Source organism: Agrobacterium sp. 6Ca8, from assembly GCF_055382765.1.
In genome coordinates this window covers 2,617,117-2,635,975 of record NZ_AP026433.1, presented here as the reverse complement: position 1 = coordinate 2,635,975, position 18,859 = coordinate 2,617,117, and the positions used below count along the sequence as shown (strand labels likewise).

12 protein-coding genes are annotated in these 18,859 nt (G+C 59.0%); 7 read left to right on the top strand and 5 right to left on the bottom strand.

The genetic code is table 11. The annotated features are described in order from the left end of the window. The first annotated feature begins 103 nt into the window (after positions 1-103). The 7 genes from ahcY (at position 104) to trxA (ending at position 13,685) form a co-directional block, all read left to right on the top strand. Positions 104-1,504, top strand: a complete 1,401-nt coding sequence (ahcY, locus tag ACZ5A6_RS12800) for an adenosylhomocysteinase (protein WP_003516323.1) — start codon at positions 104-106, stop codon at positions 1,502-1,504. A 208-nt stretch (positions 1,505-1,712) separates the two neighbouring features. Further along, positions 1,713-4,295, top strand: a complete 2,583-nt coding sequence (locus ACZ5A6_RS12795) for a sensor histidine kinase (RefSeq protein WP_003516327.1) — start codon at positions 1,713-1,715, stop codon at positions 4,293-4,295. Further along, a complete protein-coding gene (locus ACZ5A6_RS12790; protein WP_003516329.1) occupies positions 4,292-5,797 on the top strand; it encodes a bifunctional tRNA (adenosine(37)-N6)-threonylcarbamoyltransferase complex ATPase subunit type 1 TsaE/phosphotransferase in 1,506 nt (501 codons plus the stop codon). The genes ACZ5A6_RS12795 and ACZ5A6_RS12790 overlap by 4 nt, the downstream gene beginning before the upstream one ends. Before the next feature lie 23 nt (positions 5,798-5,820). Next, positions 5,821-6,558: a nucleotidyltransferase family protein gene (locus ACZ5A6_RS12785; RefSeq protein WP_174060579.1), complete on the top strand. Its 738-nt coding sequence runs from the start codon at positions 5,821-5,823 to the stop codon at positions 6,556-6,558. Next, positions 6,555-9,740: a double-strand break repair protein AddB gene (addB, locus tag ACZ5A6_RS12780; RefSeq protein WP_003516332.1), complete on the top strand. Its 3,186-nt coding sequence runs from the start codon at positions 6,555-6,557 to the stop codon at positions 9,738-9,740. The genes ACZ5A6_RS12785 and addB overlap by 4 nt, the downstream gene beginning before the upstream one ends. Further along, positions 9,730-13,287, top strand: a complete 3,558-nt coding sequence (gene addA / locus ACZ5A6_RS12775) for a double-strand break repair helicase AddA (RefSeq protein WP_174060578.1) — start codon at positions 9,730-9,732, stop codon at positions 13,285-13,287. Before addB ends, addA begins: the two co-directional genes overlap by 11 nt. A gap of 77 nt (positions 13,288-13,364) precedes the next feature. Then, the gene (gene trxA, locus ACZ5A6_RS12770) at positions 13,365-13,685 is read left to right on the top strand and encodes a thioredoxin (protein ID WP_003516334.1); all 321 of its coding nucleotides are present in this window, start codon (positions 13,365-13,367) and stop codon (positions 13,683-13,685) included. A gap of 49 nt (positions 13,686-13,734) precedes the next feature. Here trxA and ACZ5A6_RS12765 read toward each other — a convergent pair whose 3' ends face one another. The 5 genes from ACZ5A6_RS12765 to ACZ5A6_RS12745 all read right to left on the bottom strand — a co-directional run bounded on the left by ACZ5A6_RS12765 (position 13,735) and on the right by ACZ5A6_RS12745 (position 18,849). Beyond that, positions 13,735-15,114: a bifunctional folylpolyglutamate synthase/dihydrofolate synthase gene (locus tag ACZ5A6_RS12765; protein ID WP_174060577.1), complete on the bottom strand. Its 1,380-nt coding sequence runs from the start codon at positions 15,112-15,114 to the stop codon at positions 13,735-13,737. Positions 15,115-15,199: 85 nt separating this feature from the next. Then, positions 15,200-16,093, bottom strand: a complete 894-nt coding sequence (accD, locus tag ACZ5A6_RS12760; protein ID WP_013635186.1) for an acetyl-CoA carboxylase, carboxyltransferase subunit beta — start codon at positions 16,091-16,093, stop codon at positions 15,200-15,202. 27 nt (positions 16,094-16,120) lie between these two features. Further along, on the bottom strand, positions 16,121-16,960 hold the full coding sequence (trpA, locus tag ACZ5A6_RS12755; protein WP_003516338.1) for a tryptophan synthase subunit alpha: 840 nt from the start codon (positions 16,958-16,960) through the stop codon (positions 16,121-16,123). Between the two features lie 4 nt (positions 16,961-16,964). Beyond that, a complete protein-coding gene (gene trpB / locus ACZ5A6_RS12750) occupies positions 16,965-18,185 on the bottom strand; it encodes a tryptophan synthase subunit beta (protein ID WP_019565940.1) in 1,221 nt (406 codons plus the stop codon). A gap of 1 nt (position 18,186) precedes the next feature. After that, on the bottom strand, positions 18,187-18,849 hold the full coding sequence (locus ACZ5A6_RS12745; protein ID WP_003516340.1) for a phosphoribosylanthranilate isomerase: 663 nt from the start codon (positions 18,847-18,849) through the stop codon (positions 18,187-18,189). Between the last annotated feature and the right edge of the window lie 10 nt (positions 18,850-18,859).

Below are 18,859 nucleotides of genomic sequence, written 5' to 3'. Positions count from 1 at the left end.
ACTTCTTTATATCGTTATTGCCAGATCGTTTTTGGCCTGCTAAACCGCTGCTACGTTTAAAAGCCGGGCCAGCAGGCATGGCATTTCTGATCTGGAGAACTTCATGAGCCTTGAGAAGGACTACATCATCGCCGATATCAACCTTGCCGCATTCGGCCGCAAGGAACTGGACATCGCCGAAACCGAAATGCCTGGCCTTATGTCCTGCCGCAAGGAATTCGGCGAGAGCAAGCCCCTGAAGGGCGCACGTATCACCGGTTCTCTTCACATGACGATCCAGACCGGTGTCCTCATCGAGACGCTGAAGGAACTGGGCGCGGACATCCGCTGGGCGTCCTGCAACATATTCTCGACGCAGGACCATGCCGCAGCAGCCATTGCAGCGGCCGGCATTCCTGTTTTCGCGGTCAAGGGTGAGAGCCTGACGGAATATTGGGAATATACCGACAAGATCTTCCAGTGGACCGATGGCGGCCTCTCCAACATGATTCTCGACGATGGCGGCGATGCCACCATGTACATTCTGCTCGGCGCGCGCGCCGAAGCCGGTGAGGACGTTCTTTCCAACCCCGGTTCGGAAGAAGAGGAAATTCTTTTCGCGCAGATCAACAAGCGCCTCAAGGCTTCCCCCGGCTGGTTCACCAAGCAGCGTGACGCGCTGAAGGGCGTGACGGAAGAAACGACGACTGGCGTTCATCGTCTCTACGATCTCGCCAAGAAGGGCCTCCTGCCTTTCCCGGCCATCAACGTCAACGACAGCGTCACCAAGTCCAAGTTCGACAACAAATACGGCTGCAAGGAATCGCTGGTAGACGGCATTCGCCGCGCAACCGACGTGATGATGGCTGGCAAGGTTGCCGTGGTCTGCGGTTACGGCGACGTCGGCAAGGGTTCCGCCGCCTCGCTGCAGGGCGCTGGCGCCCGCGTGAAGGTCACGGAAATCGACCCGATCTGCGCGCTTCAGGCCGCCATGGACGGTTTCGAGGTCGTTCGCCTGGAAGATGTTGTGTCTTCCGCTGACATCTTCATCACCACCACCGGCAACAAGGACGTCATCCGCATTGAGCACATGCGCGAGATGAAGGACATGGCAATCGTCGGCAATATCGGCCATTTCGACAATGAAATTCAGGTCGCTTCGCTGCGTAACCTCAAGTGGACAAACATCAAGCCGCAGGTCGACATGATCGAGTTCCCGAAGGGCAACCGCATCATCCTGCTGTCCGAAGGCCGCCTGCTGAACCTTGGCAATGCCACAGGTCACCCTTCCTTCGTCATGTCGGCGTCGTTCACCAACCAGGTGCTGGGCCAGATCGAGCTTTTCACCAAGCCGGGTGAATACAAGAACGAAGTCTACGTGCTGCCGAAGCACCTCGACGAAAAGGTTGCACGCCTTCATCTCGAGAAGCTTGGCGTGCGCCTGACCGAACTTTCCGACCTTCAGGCTGATTATATCGGCATCTCGAAGCAGGGTCCGTTCAAGGCAGAACACTACAGATATTAATTTCATAGTTAATATCCACTGAAATTACACAATATGTAGATGCCGTGCGCTTGACAAAGCGCGCGGCATCTTTTTTGCGCGCTCCCTTTCCGCAGATTTATGAAGACGGTATTGTCATCGAACTTGATTCGGACACGCCAAAGGGCGGCGGGGACGAAATGGGATGTCTTGTCGAAGATGCGGCACATAGGACGGAGACAGACCGGGGATGACGGTTCACAATTCGGATCTGCGAGAGCAGACAGTTCAACGCGTTGAAAACACGCATGCTGGCGTGGCATTGGGCGCGGCCATGGCGCGTTGCCGGCTGGCGATCAGTGCTGTGCGGACAGGCTTTTCGCGGCTTCCCGTCCTGATGTCCGGCACGGTTCTCGCCGGTTCTGCAAATGTGGCGCTGGCGCAGGACGGTCTTGTCGCAAAGACCGGCGCGCGGCTGTTTTCATCCGGAGAAACCATCACCTATTCGCTTTTTGTCGGCATGCTTTCGGCAACGCTGTTTTCCGTCGTCTGGCTGGTGCGCCAGCGCGGTAATATCGAGGCGGAGAGCGGTGAATACCGCAAGGCGCTGGCAGAATCCCACCACAAGATCGCGAAATACGAGGCGCTTATCTCCGACAAGAGCCGGCGCATCGTCATCTGGGACGGCGTGGACAAGCGCCCCGAATTCCTGGGGCAACTGCCCGTAGAGACGGGCGCACCGCAGGCGGATCACGATTTTCTGGCCTTCGGGCGCTGGCTGAAGCCATCATCCGCGAGCCAGCTTGAAAAATCCCTCGAAAAACTTCGCAGCCACGCACAGAGTTTCGATCTGACCATCGAGACGCAGCGCGGCGAAGTCATTGAAGTTCAAGGCCGGGTTTCCGGCGGCAATGCCTTCGCGCGGTTCGTCGCCCTCAACAACCTGCGCGCCGAACTGGCCGAATTGCAGGTGGAGCGCGAGCGCCTGATCGCCTCGGTCTCCACCTTTCAGGAACTTCTCGATTCGATCGAACAGCCCGTCTGGCGGCGCAATGGCGAAGGCGAACTCATATGGGTGAACCACGCCTATGCGCACGCTGTGGATGCGCGCGATGCCGAACAGACCATTCAGGAGAAACGTGAGCTTCTGAACACCGTTACCCGGCAGAAGATACGTGCGGCCGCTACTCCGAGTTCCCCCTACCACGATCGCATTTCGACGGTGGTTTCCGGAAACCGTACCTTCTTCGACGTTGTCGATATCAAGACGGCGGGCGGTTCTGCAGGCATCGCCATCGATGCTACCGAAGCGGAAACCACCCGGGAGGAAATGAAACGGGTTCTGAAAAGCCACGCCGAAACGCTGGATCATCTCGCAACGCCCGTCGCCATTTTCGACGGCCGGCAGCGGCTGCAATTCTACAATCAGGCCTTTGCCACCCTGTGGGGCTTCGATCTGGTTTTTCTGGAATCCGGCCCCGATAATTCCGAGCTTCTCGACAGGCTGCGCACCGCCGGCAAATTGCCCGAGCAGCTGAACTGGAAAAACTGGAAAGAGACGGCACTCTCCGTTTACCGCTCTCTCGATACCAAGACCGATCTGTGGCACCTGCCCAACGGCCAGACGTTGCGGGTTATCGCGACCGCCCACCCGCAGGGTGGCGCGACATGGGTCTTCGAGAACCTGACCGAACAGGTCGATCTGCAGATGCGCTACAACACCTTGGTGAAGGTGCAGGGCGAAACCATCGACCATCTGGCCGAAGGTGTCGCCGTGTTTGGTGCGGACGGACGTATTCGCCTTTCCAACCCGGCATTCAGGGCCCTCTGGGGCGTTACCGCCGAGCAGGCGGAAACTGGAACCCATATCCGCGCCGTTGAGGCCGCCTGCACGCAATCCTACGACAAGCCGGATGGCTGGCGCTCTTTCAGCCAGTTCATCACCAGCTTTGACGATGAACGCCCGTCGAGACAGGGAACGCTGGAGCTACTCTCCGGCCTCGTCTTAGACTACGCCATTATTCCGCTGCCGGATGCGCAGACCATGCTGACATTCGTCAACATGACTGACAGCGTGCGGGCCGAGCGGGCGCTCAAGGAAAAGAACGACGCACTGCTCAAGGCCGACGAGCTGAAGAACGACTTCGTCCAGCACGTCTCTTATGAATTGCGCTCGCCGCTGACCAATATCATTGGCTTCACCGATCTCCTGAAGACCCCGGGTATTGGAGAATTGACGGACCGGCAGGCAGAATATCTCGACCATATTTCCACCTCTTCCTCGGTTCTTCTGACCATCGTCAACGACATCCTCGATCTCGCGACCGTCGACGCGGGCATCATGCAGCTGAACTATTCGGAAAACGATCTCAACGAATTGCTCGATGACGTTTCGGTGCAGATTGCCGACCGGCTACAGGAAAGCGGTATTTCGCTCGAGATCGTCGCACCCGCGCATCTCGGTAGTCTGGTGGCGGATCACCAGCGCCTGAAGCAGATCCTCATCAAGCTCCTCACCAATGCAATCAATTTTGCGCCGGAAGGGTCTTCCGTTCAGCTTTCATGCCAGCGCAGCGAGGGTGACTTCCTGTTCTCAGTGGCGGACAAGGGACCGGGTATCCCCGAAGACATGCTCAAAGCCGTGTTTGACCGCTTCGAGACGCGCGGCAACGGCGGGCGGAGGACCGGCGCTGGCCTTGGCCTTTCTATCGTGGAGAGCTTCGTCAGCCTGCATCACGGCACTGTCAGCATCGACAGCCGGCCCGGCAACGGCACCATCGTCACCTGCCGCATTCCTTCGGGCGTGCACCCGCATTCCATCGCCGCAGAATGAGTGACGATATCCTGCCGATCACCCTTTCCCTCAATGGGGAAAAGGACACCATCCGGTTAGGCGAAGATCTGGCGCTGGCTTTGGGAGCTGGCGATTGCCTCGCGCTGATCGGAGATCTCGGCGCGGGCAAATCCACCCTCGCCCGCGCCTTTATCCGGGCGATGGCGGATGCACCTGATCTTGAAGTTCCAAGCCCCACATTCACGATCATCCAGACCTATCCAACACGTATTCCCGTTGCCCATCTTGATCTGTACCGACTGTCTGACGTCTCGGAACTGGACGAACTCGGCATCGACGAGATGCTGGAAGACGGTATCTGCCTGATCGAGTGGCCTGATATCGCCGCCGAAATCCTACCGCCAAACCAGACCATCAGCCTGCGGCTGGAACACTCCGGTGACGGGCGTCGGGCTGTAATCGATGCTCCCGCGAAACAGAAAGAACGGCTTGAGCGCGTTTTTGCCATTCGCGATTTTCTTGCGAAAAATGGCAAGGGCGATGCGACCCGCCATTTTCTAAGCGGCGATGCTTCCACACGCGCCTATGAGACCATTTCCACCGATGGTCCGGACCTTATCCTGATGGACTGGCGACGCCCTTTGAGAGGTGCGATCGTTGCTGATGGCAAGACCTATGCGGAAATCGCCCATCTTGCCCAGAATGCCCGTTCCTTCGTGGCGATCGGCAATTATCTGCGAAATAGCGGCTTTTGCGCGCCTGAAATACTGGCGGCGGATACCGATCAGGGCATTCTCCTCCTGGAGGACCTCGGGCGGGAGGGGGTGCTTGCGCCCGACGGAACGCCGATTGAGGAACGTTATCTGCAAAGCGTCGCCTGCCTCGCCGCCCTTCATAAAGCTCCGGCACCGCGCAAGCTGCCAGTTGATGACGGCAGCACCTACGAAGTGCCTCCTTTCGATCGACCGGCGATGAAGATCGAGGTGTCGCTGCTGGTGGAATGGTATCTGCCCCACAAACGCGGCAAATCACTGTCCGATACCGAGAAGCGTGACTATTATGCTCTTTGGGACGGCCTGATAGACGCGCTCAGTGGCTGCGAAAGCGGGCTACTTCTGCGCGATTTCCATTCGCCGAACATTCTCTGGCAAGAGCATAATGCAGGCATCCGGCAAGTCGGACTGATCGATTTTCAAGACGCGATGATAGGCCCGACGGCCTACGATCTCGCCTCCATCGTGCAGGATGCGCGGGTTACCATTTCGCCCGAACTGCAGGAACGCCTGCTTTCGCACTATCTCGACATTAGACGAGACGAGCCGTCCTTCGATGAGGCGTCCTTTCTCAAGGCTTTCGCCATCATGTCGGCGCAGCGCAACTGCAAACTGGCCGGTATCTGGGTAAGGCTGTTGGAACGCGATGGCAAACCCGGTTATATGAAACATATGCCAAGGACGTTTCGCTATCTTTCCGCAGCGCTTTCGCATCCCGAACTGGCACCGCTCAAAGACTGGTGCGTCCACATGGGCATGGAATTTTAAAGACTGAAAGACGGTTGACCACAATGACGATCAAGAACGCGATGGTGCTGGCCGCCGGGCTCGGCACCCGGATGCGCCCGATCACGGATACGATCCCGAAACCGCTCGTCAAGATCGCCGGCAAACCGATGATCGACTACGCGCTCGACGCCCTTGTCGAGGCCGGCGCCGAGAAGATCGTCGTCAACGTCCATCACCATGCCGATCAGATGATCGCCCATCTTGAAACCCGTACCGACTCCGAAATCCTGATTTCCGACGAGCGGTCGCAGCTGATGAATTCCGGTGGCGGACTTGCCAAGGGCCTGAAACTTCTGGAGCCAGGTCCCGTCTTCGTCATGAATGCCGATCTTTTCTGGATTGGCGAACAGCTGAATGCCGTCAGCAACCTGCGCAAGCTTGCGCAATTCTTCGATGCCACGCACATGGATATGGCTATGCTCTGCGTCGATATGGACCGTACCACCGGTCATAACGGCAAGAGGGATTTCAACCTCTCTTCGGATGGTAGACTGGCGCGGTATCGCGACGGGGACACGAACCCGGTGGTTTATGCTGGGGCCATTGCCATGGATTCGCACCTGCTGGACGATGCGCCGGGGGATGCTTTCAACTTGAATATCTATTTCGACCGCGCCATCGAGAAAGAACGACTTTTCGGACTTTCACTGGATGGCCACTGGATCACCGTCGGCACTCCCGATGCGATAGACGATGCCGAAAGTATCATCCGGCAATTCAGGGAAAAGCGCTCTGCATGACTTTCACCCATCACGCAAAGCGCGTCCTGACGATCGCTGCGGGAACACCGTTCCTCAAAACGCTCGCGGAAACGCTGTGTGACGGGACACTGACAGCCGGCTATAAATACGACCCTGCGGATCCGCTTTCGCTTGCCAAGGTGACGATCTATGTTCCGACCCGGCGCTCCGCCCGCGTGCTGCGCTCAGAGTTTGTCGATCTTCTGGGCGGCCGTTCCGCCATTTTGCCACTGATCCGGCCGCTCGGCGAAACCGATGACGACAGCGGCTTCTTCGAGATCGAAAATCCTGAGATCATGGATCTGGCGCCGCCGATTTCCGGCACCGGCCGGCAAATCGAGCTGGCGCGCCTCATTCTGGCATGGCGCAACAGCCTGCCGGACGCCATCAGGGCCATCCATTCGGACTCACCACTTGTCGCACCAGCCAGCCCTGCCGACGCCATATGGCTGGCGCGCGCGCTTGGCGAAGTGATCGATGCGATGGATACGGAAGAAAAGGAATGGGAGGCGCTCGCGCATCTCGATACCGGCGATCACGCTCAATGGTGGCAGCTGACGGCGGATTTCCTGAAAATCGCCAGCGTCTTCTGGCCTGCCCGTCTTGCCGAACTCAATCGAACTTCCGCAGGCCGACATCGCAACGGCATCCTGAGGGCGGAGGCGAACCGGCTTGCCAACCTGCCGGACACCGGACCGATCATCGTTGCGGGCTCCACGGGCTCAATTCCGGCAGCAGCAGACCTTATCGCCTCTGTCGCCTCGCTGCCCCAGGGCGTCGTCGTGCTTCCGGGCCTCGATCTTACGATGCCGGAGGAGCAATGGGAGGCTATTGCCGAGGACCCTACCGATCCTTCAAGCCGCACCCATTCGCAATACGGGCTCTACATGCTGTTGCAGAAGCTCGACATCATGCGAGACGATGTCGTTCAGATCGGCGCTATCGATAGCGATCTTGAAAAACGCGCGGCGGTTTTTTCGGCAGCACTTGCTCCTGCCAAATCCACCAGTGACTGGAACCGCTGGCGTGAGGACAAGCAACCCGGATTTTTCGACGATGCTTTTGCGGCAGCGACCCTGATAGAAGCTGCCAACGAGCGCGAAGAGGCAACCGCAATTGCGGTGGCGCTGCGGCTGGCGCTTGAAGCGCCGGGCGCTGGCCGCCCGTCTCAGGCCGCGCTGATCACGCCCGATCGCGGACTGGCCAGGCGCGTGGCGACGGAATTGCAGCGCTTCGGTATCGAAGCCGACGATTCCGCCGGTACGCCGCTTTCCGCCACGCCGCAGGCCGGACTGACGCAACTCGCACTGGAAGCGATCCTCAGGCCCGGAGATCCGGTGCCGGTCATTTCCCTTCTGAAACATCCGCTCAGCCGTTTCGGGCTTTCGCTGGAGGCTTTTACAAAAGCATCAAAGGCGCTGGAATTGATCGCACTTAGAGGCGGCCGCGTCGAAACCGAAATCGGCAATCTGGAGGCGGTTCTCGATGCGCAACTGGCGGCGCAGCGCGATGACCGGCATCCGCCTGCCTGGAGGCTGGCGCTGCCCGAGGGAAGCGTAGACGCCGCTTGCGATCTGGCACGCCGGATCGCCGTTTCGACAGAGCCGCTTGGCAGCGCATTCGTTCGTCGCGACCGCTCAGGCCGGTCTTTCACGGACAAATTGCCGCTTTCCGATTGGGCCGAGCGGACGGGCCGGGTGATCGAAGCCATCTGCGCGGATGACAACAACGATCTTGCCACTCTCTGGTCCGGCGAGGCAGGCGACAAGCTTTCCGGCCTGTTTGGCGAATTGATGGAAAGCGGCGAAATCCTTGATGCGGATGGTCCGCAATGGGCTGATATCTTCGCGGCACTGGTTGCTGGCGAATCGATCAAGCCGCGATCCATGCGCCATCCGCGCATTTTCATTTTCGGTGCCCTTGAGGCACGACTGCAAAGCGTCGACACTGTCGTGATCGGCGGTCTCAATGAAGGGCTTTGGCCGGGCCAGACGGCAAACAACCCGTTTCTGTCCCGCAACATGAAGACAGCCATCGGTCTGGAACCGCCGGAGCGGCGCATCGGCCAGCTGGCGCACGATTTCGAGATGGCGAACGGGACACGGCAGATTTTCTACAGCCGCGCGCTCAGACAGGGCTCGACACCCGCAGTCGCATCACGCTGGCTGCAACGGTTGCTGGCACTCGGCGGCGAGGATTTTGCCGACCAGCTGAAGAAGCGCGGCGAGACCTATCGCCACTGGGCGGCACTGATGGATGCGAGCATCGACCAGGAAGCAGCAAAGCGCCCTGCCCCCAAACCGCCGGCCGACTTGCAGCCGAAGAGCTATTCCTTCAGCGAAGTGGGCAGGCTGCGCCGTGACCCCTATTCGATCTACGCGCGGCGTATCCTGAAGCTCAACCCGCTTGATGGCTTCAACCGCGATCCCAATGCCGCCGACCGTGGCACGCTCTATCATGCAATCATCGAGCGCTATTCCCGCGAGGGGCATATTCCCGGCACGCCGGCATCGCTCGAGGCCATGCAGCGTATTCTGGATGAAAGTTTCGACGCGGAAGATCTTCCTGCACATGTCGATGTCATCTGGCGCCCGCGATTCGAGGCGGTGGCACGCGCCTTCATCGACTGGGAGAAAGAACGACATCCATCCATCCGCCGCAGCTTTTTCGAGGCGCGTGCCGGACAGGAAATCCCCGAGGCAGGAATAAGGCTGACCGGCATCGCCGACCGCATAGATATCAAGACCGGCGGTCAGGCGGATATTATCGACTACAAAACGGGGCTTGCGCCTTCAGTCAATCAGGCGCGCGCGCTGCTCGACCCGCAGCTCGCGCTGGAAGCGGCAGCACTGATGCGGGGCGCCTTCCGCGAGGCGGGTTCGCAGACACCGGAAAACCTTATCTATGTGCGCCTGCGGCCGGGTGACCGTTTCTTTCCCGACCAGGTGAACAACGAACACTCCAACCGGGGTGGCAAAAAAGCACCGAAATCGGCAATCGAGCTGGCAACCGAATCAATCGATCAGCTGGCCGAGTTCGTGCGTTCGCTGCGTGATGGCGAAAACGGCTTTGCCTCGCGGCTGGTGCCGGAGGAGCAACAATCCTACGGTGGGGAATATGACCACCTCGCCCGCGTTTCGGAATGGTCGACGGCAGAACCGGGAGACGGCGATGATGATTGACCCTATCGATCACGGGCCTGCCACGGACACCCCGCAAAGCTGGATAGACTGGACGAGCGACCGACAGCGGCTCGCCTCCGATCCGGCAAGTTCCGCCTGGGTTTCGGCCAATGCCGGTTCCGGCAAGACCCATGTACTGACCCAGCGCGTCATCCGTCTACTTCTGGCCGGGTGCCGACCCTCCGCAATTCTGTGCCTGACCTATACCAAGGCAGCGGCGTCCGAAATGTCGAGCCGCGTTTTCGACCGTCTGGCGGAATGGGCTACGTTGCCGGATAACGATCTTGGGGATCGCGTCGCTGCCATCGAAGGAAAGATGCCGGATCGCATCAAGCTGGCCGAAGCGCGGCGGCTGTTCGCCAAGGCGCTGGAAACGCCCGGTGGGCTGAAGATCCAGACGATCCACGCCTTCTGCGAAGCCTTGTTGCATCAGTTCCCGCTGGAGGCCAATGTCGCCGGCCACTTCTCCGTCCTTGATGACCGTGCCGCAACAACCCTGCTGGCTGAGGCACGTCGGTCGCTTTTAACGGCGGTTTCGACGGAGGGAGACACCGATCTCGCGCAGTCTCTCGCCTATGTGCTTGATTTGGCGGACGAAAGCGGGCTCGAATCGCTACTCACCGCCATCATCGCCAATCGCAGCGCCCTTCGTGCCTTTTTGATCGATGCAAAACAGGCTGATGGTACCGATGCCCAATTACGGCAGGCAATGCAGATAGACGCGGGTGAAACCGAAGAAACGGCAGCGGCAGCATTCTGGCCCTTGCCCGGTCTCTCGGGGCTTTCCCTCGACACCTATCTGACGCTTGCCGACGAAGTGGGCGGATCGCGCGTCATAGATGTCGCTTATGCCCTGCGGGAAGCGAAACGGCAGACGGATTCCGTGCGGCGCATGGAATTCATCGAAGCTGCGCTGTTGACAGCCAAGGGCGAGAAAAAATCCGATGCCTATGTCATCAACAAGGGCATGCAGAAATCCGCACCCGATCTCGTCGACGCGCTGACGCTTGCGCGGGACCATGTCGTGGCCTGTCGTAATCGCTATCGTCTGGTGCGAATGCTGGAGGCGACGAAATGCGCGCTTGTTCTGGCTGAGAGACTGATCGGCGATTTCGAGGATCTGAAAAAGCAGCGAAGCCAGCTCGATTTTGAGGATCTGATCGAGCGCGCCGCCAATCTCCTCAACCGCGATACGGCGGGCGCCTGGGTACATTACAAGCTAGATCAGGGTATCGACCATATCCTCGTCGATGAGGCGCAGGATACCAGCCCTGTGCAATGGTCGATCATCCAGTCGCTGGCGGCGGACTTCTTCAGCGGCGAGAGCGCCCGCATGGGGCGGCGCACGCTTTTTGCCGTCGGTGATGAAAAGCAATCGATCTATTCGTTCCAGGGCGCACGACCGGAGCGGTTTTCGCAGGAGCGCGACGAGACCAAAAGGCGTGTCGATTCGGTGGAGCAGGCATTTCACCGCATCCGCCTGCCGCTGTCCTTCCGTTCCACGGAAGATGTGCTGGCCGCCGTCGATCAGGTCTTTTCGGACCCTAAAAATGCCAGCGGCCTCAGCGCCGATAACGAGCCAGTCGAACACCGCTCCAACCGCGCCGGCCACCCCGGCACCGTGGAAGTCTGGGATATGGTGGCGCCGGAAACCGCAGAGGACGAAGAAGACTGGACGGCGCCTTTCGATGCACTTCGGGAAAGCGCGCCGGCCACCATCGTTGCCCGCCGGATCGCCGCGCGCATTGCCGGCATGATCGGCAACCAGACAATCATCGAAAAGGGCGTGGAACGCGCTATTGAGCCCGGCGATATTCTTGTGTTGGTCAGAAAACGCCATGCTTTCGTCAATGCGCTGACCCGTGAGCTGAAACGGCGCAAGAACATTCCCGTCGCCGGTGCCGACCGTCTTCGCCTGACCGATCACATCGCCGTGCAGGACCTTCTGGCGCTTGGCCGTTTTGTCGTGCTGCCTGAGGATGACCTTTCTCTGGCCGCGCTGTTGAAAAGCCCGCTTTTCAATCTCTCCGAAGACGATGTTTTTGATGTCGCTGCCACGCGATCCGATACGGAGAGCGTGTGGCAAAGATTGCAGACGCTTTCGCAAGACGAGAACGGCCGCTTCTTCGCAGTCACCAACAAGCTCAAGAACTTCATCGCGCTTTCGAAAACGGCAACGGTGCATGATTTCTTCGCTGCGGTTCTGACCCTGCATGACGGGCGCAAAAAGTTCCTGGGTCGTCTCGGCAACGAGGCGAGCGATGTTCTGGACGAGTTCCTGTCCTTTGCGCTTGACCATGAAAGGACCGGCTTGCCCGGCCTGCAAGCCTTCCTATCCGTTCTGGAAACGGATTCGCCGGAGGTGAAACGTGAACAGGACAAGGATCGCGGTGAAGTGCGGATCATGACCGTGCACGCCTCCAAGGGTCTAGAAGCGCCGGTTGTTTTTGTGGTCGATGGCGGTTCGAAAGCCTTCAACCACAGTCATGTCCCGAAACTGCGCTTCGTTGAAGCAGACGGGGATGCCTTCCCCGTCTGGCTGCCTGGCAGCGGTTTTTCCAATCATCTCATTCGCGCCGATGAGGAACGCCTGAAGACGGCCGCGGAAGACGAATATCGCCGGCTGCTTTATGTCGCGATGACACGCGCTGCCGATCATCTGGTCGTTTGCGGTTATCGCGGCCAGAAGGAAAATCCCGAATGCTGGCATGCCATCGTCAAGGCAGCACTCGCCGACAATGAAAAGCACTGCCAACCGCAACAGTTTATGGCCGATGGTGAAGAGTGGCAGGGGCTTGTCTGGCGCAAGTCCGATATTCGTTCGACCCCCGCTCCGCAAAGGCTGCCTGAACCACAGACGCAAGAAGAATATGCTCTTCCGGCGGGGCTTCTTACCCCCTTGCCCGCCCTGCCATCATTGCCGAGGCCACTCAGCCCTTCCGGCGCGGGCACCATCATTGATGACGGTGCGGACGATCTTGCCGTGCGTTCGCCGCTTTTCGGCGAAAAAGCCGATGTCTCCTCGCTGGCATTGCAACGCGGTCGGCTGGTGCATCGCATGCTGCAGGCCCTGCCGGATTTTGCCGAGAGTGAGCGGGAAGAGGCAGCCCGCCGCTATGCCGAACGTGCCGCACGGTTCTGGCCGTCTGCCGAGCGCGAACATCTGATACGGGCGGTTTTGCGGGTCATGTCAGAACCAGCGGTGCAGCCGGCATTTTCGCCCAATAGCCGCGCAGAAGTTTCCATTATGGGGACCATGACGATCGGCAGGCAGCATTATGCGGTTTCCGGCCGTATCGACCGGCTGGCAGTGGATGGCGACCGCGTCATTCTGGTCGATTACAAGACGAACCGCGTGCCGCCGCGCGACGCGCGCGAGATACCCTTCTCCCACACGGCACAGCTTGCCATCTATCGCGAAATTCTGTCACCGCTTTATCCCGGCAAGGAATTTGTCTGCGCGCTGATTTATACGGAAAATGCCGCTTTTATGACGGTTGGTGACGATGCCATGATGCAAGCCCTTGCCGCAATAAAGACAAAGTGAGATACCGGGGCATTGAAATTTCGACGCGCCCGCATCACATCGATAGTGGAAAAGATTCACTGAAAGGAGAGCCAGATATGGCTACCGTAAAAGTCGACGCCGCCAACTTCCAGTCCGAAGTCCTCGAATCCTCCGAACCAGTCGTAGTGGATTTCTGGGCCGAATGGTGCGGCCCGTGCAAAATGATCGCGCCGAGCCTTGAAGAAATTTCGTCCGAGCTTGCCGGCAAGGTCAAGGTCGCGAAGCTCAACATCGACGAAAACCCGGAACTGGCTGCCCAGTTCGGCGTTCGCTCCATCCCGACTCTTGCCATCTTCAAGAGCGGCGAAGTGGCTGATATCAAGGTCGGCGCTGCGCCCAAGACAGCGCTTTCGGCCTGGATTTCCGGCGCCGCGTAAGCGACTTTCCATGGAATAAAGAAAAGCCCGGCAGCGATGCCGGGCTTTTTTATTCGGGAACCGTACCGTTCAATGCAAGCGCGTTTCCGGCAAGATAAAGCGAGCCGCCGATCAGGATGCGCGGCGGCGGCCCTTCGGGATCGAAGCGACGCGATAGCTCGTCCAGCGCCTCGGTCAGCGAAGATGTAGGTGCCGCAACCAGACCGGCATCAAAGGCCGCATGGGCAAGCACGACGGGATCGATTGCGGCATCTGTACCGCCGATTGGAACCGTGAAGACATACTCCGCGATATCGGCGAAAGCCTTGAAATAACCCACCGGATCCTTGGTGTTGATCATGCCGGCAATGATGAAGAGCGGGCGCGGTGTCTTTTCTTCAAACCCCGCCATTGCCTCGGCAATGACTTCGCCCGCGCCTGGGTTGTGACCACCATCGATCCAGATTTCCGCATCCTTCGGAGCAATTTCAGCGATTTTTCCGGTTAGGACACGCTGAAGACGGCCGGGCCATTCCACTGTTGTCATGGCCTTTTCGATCATCCGCTCCGTCACCTCAAAACCGGCAGCCTTGACGGCCCGGATCGCGGCAGCGGCATTGGCAAGCTGGTGGCGACCGGGAAGACGTGGCAGCGGGGCATCGGTCAGGCCGAATTCATCCTGGTAGACCATACGGCCGAATTCTTCATGGGCGGAAAAATCCTGCCCATAGATTGATGCCGGGCAACCAAGACGCTCAGCCGTGGAAACGAGGGTATCCAGCGCCGCATCATACTGCTGATGACCAATGACGACAGGGGAACCCGACTTCATGATGCCGGCCTTTTCAGCGGCAATCAATTCCACCCGGTCGCCGAGATAGGCCTGATGATCGAGCGATATCGGCATGATAACGGAAACGGCCGGGTTGTTGATCACATTGGTCGCATCGAAGCGCCCACCGAGCCCAACCTCGACCACGGCAGCATCTGCCGGATGCTCCGCGAAGAGCAGAAACATCGCGGCGGTCAGAATTTCGAAAACCGTTATCATCTGGCCGCCGTTGGCAGCTTCGATGCGGCGCAGCGCATCCGCAAAGACGGCATCATCGACATAACGGCCTTTTTCGCCGGAAACGCCGATGCGATAACGTTCATGCCAGTTCACGAGATGCGGAGAGGTGTGAACGTGCACGGAAAGTCCTGCCGCCTCCAGTAATGCGCGGCAAAAGGCCGTAACCGAACCCTTGCCGTTGGTGCCTGCGACATGAATAACCGGCGGCAACCTTTTCTGAGGGCTGCCTAGTTTTTCCAGAAGACGGGAAATTCTGTCCAGTGAAAGATCAAAACCCTTGGGGTGAAGCTGCATCAGCTTTTCGATGATCTGTTCGGCCTCGCCGATTGCGGGCTTCGTCATATCTTCTGTTCGCCTTTCAGGCGTTGTATTGGCCATTTGTCCGCCGCACCCGAGATGAAATCATGCAACGTGTAACGTCATCCCGAAGGCGCTTCCCGCCTCCGGGCGACATATTTTTCCGTCAGGCCGAAGCCGCAAGCGGAATGACCGCGTTTGCTTCTGCCGGAGCCTTCGTCATGATCTTGAGAAGGCTTGCCAGCGTATCGGGAATTTCGCGGCGATCGATCACCATATCCACCATGCCGTGCTCCAGCAGGTATTCCGATGTCTGGAAGCCTTCAGGCAGCTTTTCGCGAATGGTCTGTTCGATCACGCGCTTGCCCGCAAAGCAGATTTCGGCGCCCGGCTCGGCGATATGCACGTCGCCCAGCATGGCGTAGGAAGCAGTGACACCACCCGTCGTCGGGTTCGTCAGAACCACGATGTAGGGCATGCCTGCTTCTTTCAGCATGTTGACAGCAACCGTGGTGCGCGGCAGCTGCATCAGTGACAGAATGCCTTCCTGCATACGGGCGCCACCGGAGGCCGGGAACATGACCAGCGGGCAACGCTCGGAAATGGCGCGCTCGAACGCCTTGACGATGGCTTCGCCGGCCGCGATGCCGAGAGAACCGCCCATGAACTGGAATTCATGCACAACGGCAACGATCTTCAGGCCTTTCAGGAGGCCAACGCCGGCAAGGATAGTATCTTCCTGCTCGGTCTTCGTGCGGCTGTCGCGCAGACGATCGGTATATTTCTTGGAATCGCGGAACTTCAGCGGATCCTGCGCCACCTTCGGCTGCGGCAAGGCCTCATAGACGCCACCATCGAAAAGATCGACGAGACGCGCCTTTGCCGGCATCTTCATGTGGTAACCGGAAGCGGGAATGACCCACTTGTTATCTTCCAGATCCTTGTGGAAGACCATCTCGCCCGTTTCCGGGCACTTGATCCACAGGTTCTCAGGAACCTCCGGGCGGCGGCCAAGCATGGAATTGATCCGGGGCCGTACGTAATTGGTGATCCAGTTCAACTGACTACTCCTGACTGGGCCGCGCGCTTATTCCGCAGCGGCAAGGCGCGACGCACGCACGCCCGTTGAAAGTCCTTTTACCAGCGTCGTGACGGATGGCACGGTATCGGCGGTTGCCTGCCCGTCCTTCGTCAGACTGCCGGCAATCTGGTTGACGATGGCCGAACCGACCACCACGCCATCCGCCACGGCACCGATCGCTTTGGCATGATCGGCCGTCTTGACACCAAAACCGACGCAAACCGGCAGTTCCGTATGCGCCTTGATACGACCGACCGCGCCTGAGATCAACGAAGGATCGGGCAGTGCGGAACCGGTAATACCGTTCATCGATACGTAATAAACGAAACCTGAGGTATTTTTAAGAACGGTCGGCAAGCGCTTGCCATCCGTCGTCGGCGTGGCGAGACGGATGAAATTCACGCCGCGCGCCAAGGCGGGGACGCAGAGCTCATCATCCATTTCAGGCGGCAGATCGACCACGATCAGACCATCGACGCCAGCCGCCAGCGCATCGTCAAGAAATTTGTCGACGCCGTAGATGTAGATCGGATTGTAATATCCCATCATCACGATCGGGGTCGCGTCGTCTTCCTTGCGGAACTCGCGGGCGAGATCGAGCGTGGTTTTCAGCGTCTGGCCGCCTTTCAGCGCGCGCTGTCCTGCCAGCTGGATCGCCGGGCCATCCGCCATCGGGTCGGAAAACGGCATGCCGAGCTCGATAACGTCGGCGCCTGCTTCCGGCAGGGCCTTCATGATGCCGAGCGAGGTTTCGAAATCCGGGTCGCCGCCCATGAAATAGGTAATCAGAGCCGGGCGGTTTTCAGCGCGCAGATCGGCAAAGCGCTTGTCCATACGTGCAGTCATGGTCTTACATTTCCATTCCGAGGAACTTGCTGACGGTGTGGACATCCTTGTCCCCACGACCCGAAAGATTCATCAGGATGATCTCATCCTTGCCCATCTTCGGTGCGCGCTTGATGACTTCCGCCAGCGCGTGGCTTGGCTCCAGAGCGGGAATGATGCCTTCGAGGCGCGTCAGCATCTGGAAGGCGTCCAGCGCCTCATGGTCCATGATCGGTACATATTCCACGCGGCCGATATCGTTCAGCCAGGAATGCTCAGGGCCGATACCGGGATAATCGAGACCTGCGGAGATGGAATGGCCTTCCTTGATCTGGCCATCCGCGTCCTGAAGCAGGTAGGTGCGGTTTCCGTGCAGAACCCCCGGCGAACCGGCCGTGATCGAAGCGCAATGCTCCTCGCCCGAAAGACCCCTGCCGCCAGCCTCGACGCCGACGATACGGACACTCTTGTCATCAAGGAAAGGATGGAAGATGCCGATGGCATTCGAGCCACCGCCAACAGCCGCAATGACCATATCCGGAAGACGGCCCTCCGCCTCCAGCATCTGTGCCTTTGCTTCCTCACCGATGACGGCCTGGAAATCGCGAACCATTTCCGGATAGGGATGCGGGCCGGCAGCCGTGCCGATCAGGTAATAGGTGTCATCGACATTGGTGACCCAGTCGCGCAGCGCCTCGTTCATGGCATCTTTCAGAGTGCCGTGGCCGGCCGTTACCGGCTTTACCTCAGCGCCCAGAAGCTTCATGCGGAAAACATTCGGCGCCTGACGGGCAACATCCGTCGCGCCCATATAAACGACGCAGGGCAGGCCGAAGCGTGCGGCGACGGTCGCCGAGGCAACACCGTGCTGGCCGGCACCGGTTTCGGCAATGATACGGGTCTTGCCCATACGCTTGGCAAGCAGGATCTGGCCAAGGCAATTGTTGATCTTGTGCGAGCCGGTGTGATTCAGCTCTTCGCGCTTGAAATAGATCTTGGCGCCGCCCAGTTCGGCCGTCAGGCGTTCCGCGAAATAAAGCGGGCTCGGGCGGCCAGTGTAATGAGCGCCGAGATATTTGAGTTCTGCCTGAAATTCGGGATCGGTCTTTGCCTTCTCCCACTCCGCCTGCAAATCCAGAATAAGCGGCATCAGCGTTTCGGCAACGAAGCGGCCTCCGTAAATGCCAAAACGGCCGTCCTCATCGGGACCGGCGCGGAAAGAATTGGGTGTTGGCGCGTCGTTCACTTCAAGCTCCCTTTGGGCCTTTCGACCAATCATTCACCACATCGAAGAATGCATCAATCATCGCAAGATCCTTGACGCCCGGCGCGCTCTCCACACCGGACGACAAATCCAGTCCGCCAGCTCCGGTTTCGGCCAGAGCCTCCGCGACATTGTCCTTGTTCAATCCCCCGGAAAGCATGTAATCGATACTTCCGTCAAGAGAGCGCAGGATGGTCCAGTCGAAGGTTACTCCGTTGCCGCCCGGCAAATCGGAACCCGCAGGCGCCTTGGCATCCAGCAGGAAACGGTCGGCTATACCTATATAGGGATCAATCTTGGCAAGATCAGCGGCGTCGCGAACGGAAAGCGCCTTCATTACCGGAAGTCCGTAGAGTGCTTTGATGTTCAGCACCCTCTCCGGGCTTTCACTGCCGTGCAATTGCAGAATATCCGGTCTCAGCAGATCGACGATCTCGTCTAGATCATCATTGTCGGCATTGACGGTAACGGCGACAACCTTTGCGGCGCCACGGGCGGCTTCTGCCAGCCTGCCGGCGATATCGGGCTCGATGTTGCGGGGGCTCTTTTCAAAGAAAATAAAGCCGACATGGGAGGCGCCGCGCCTGACGGCACGCTCCAGCGCTTCCGGTGTCTTCAATCCGCAAATCTTGATATCCGGTTTCATACCCGCGACC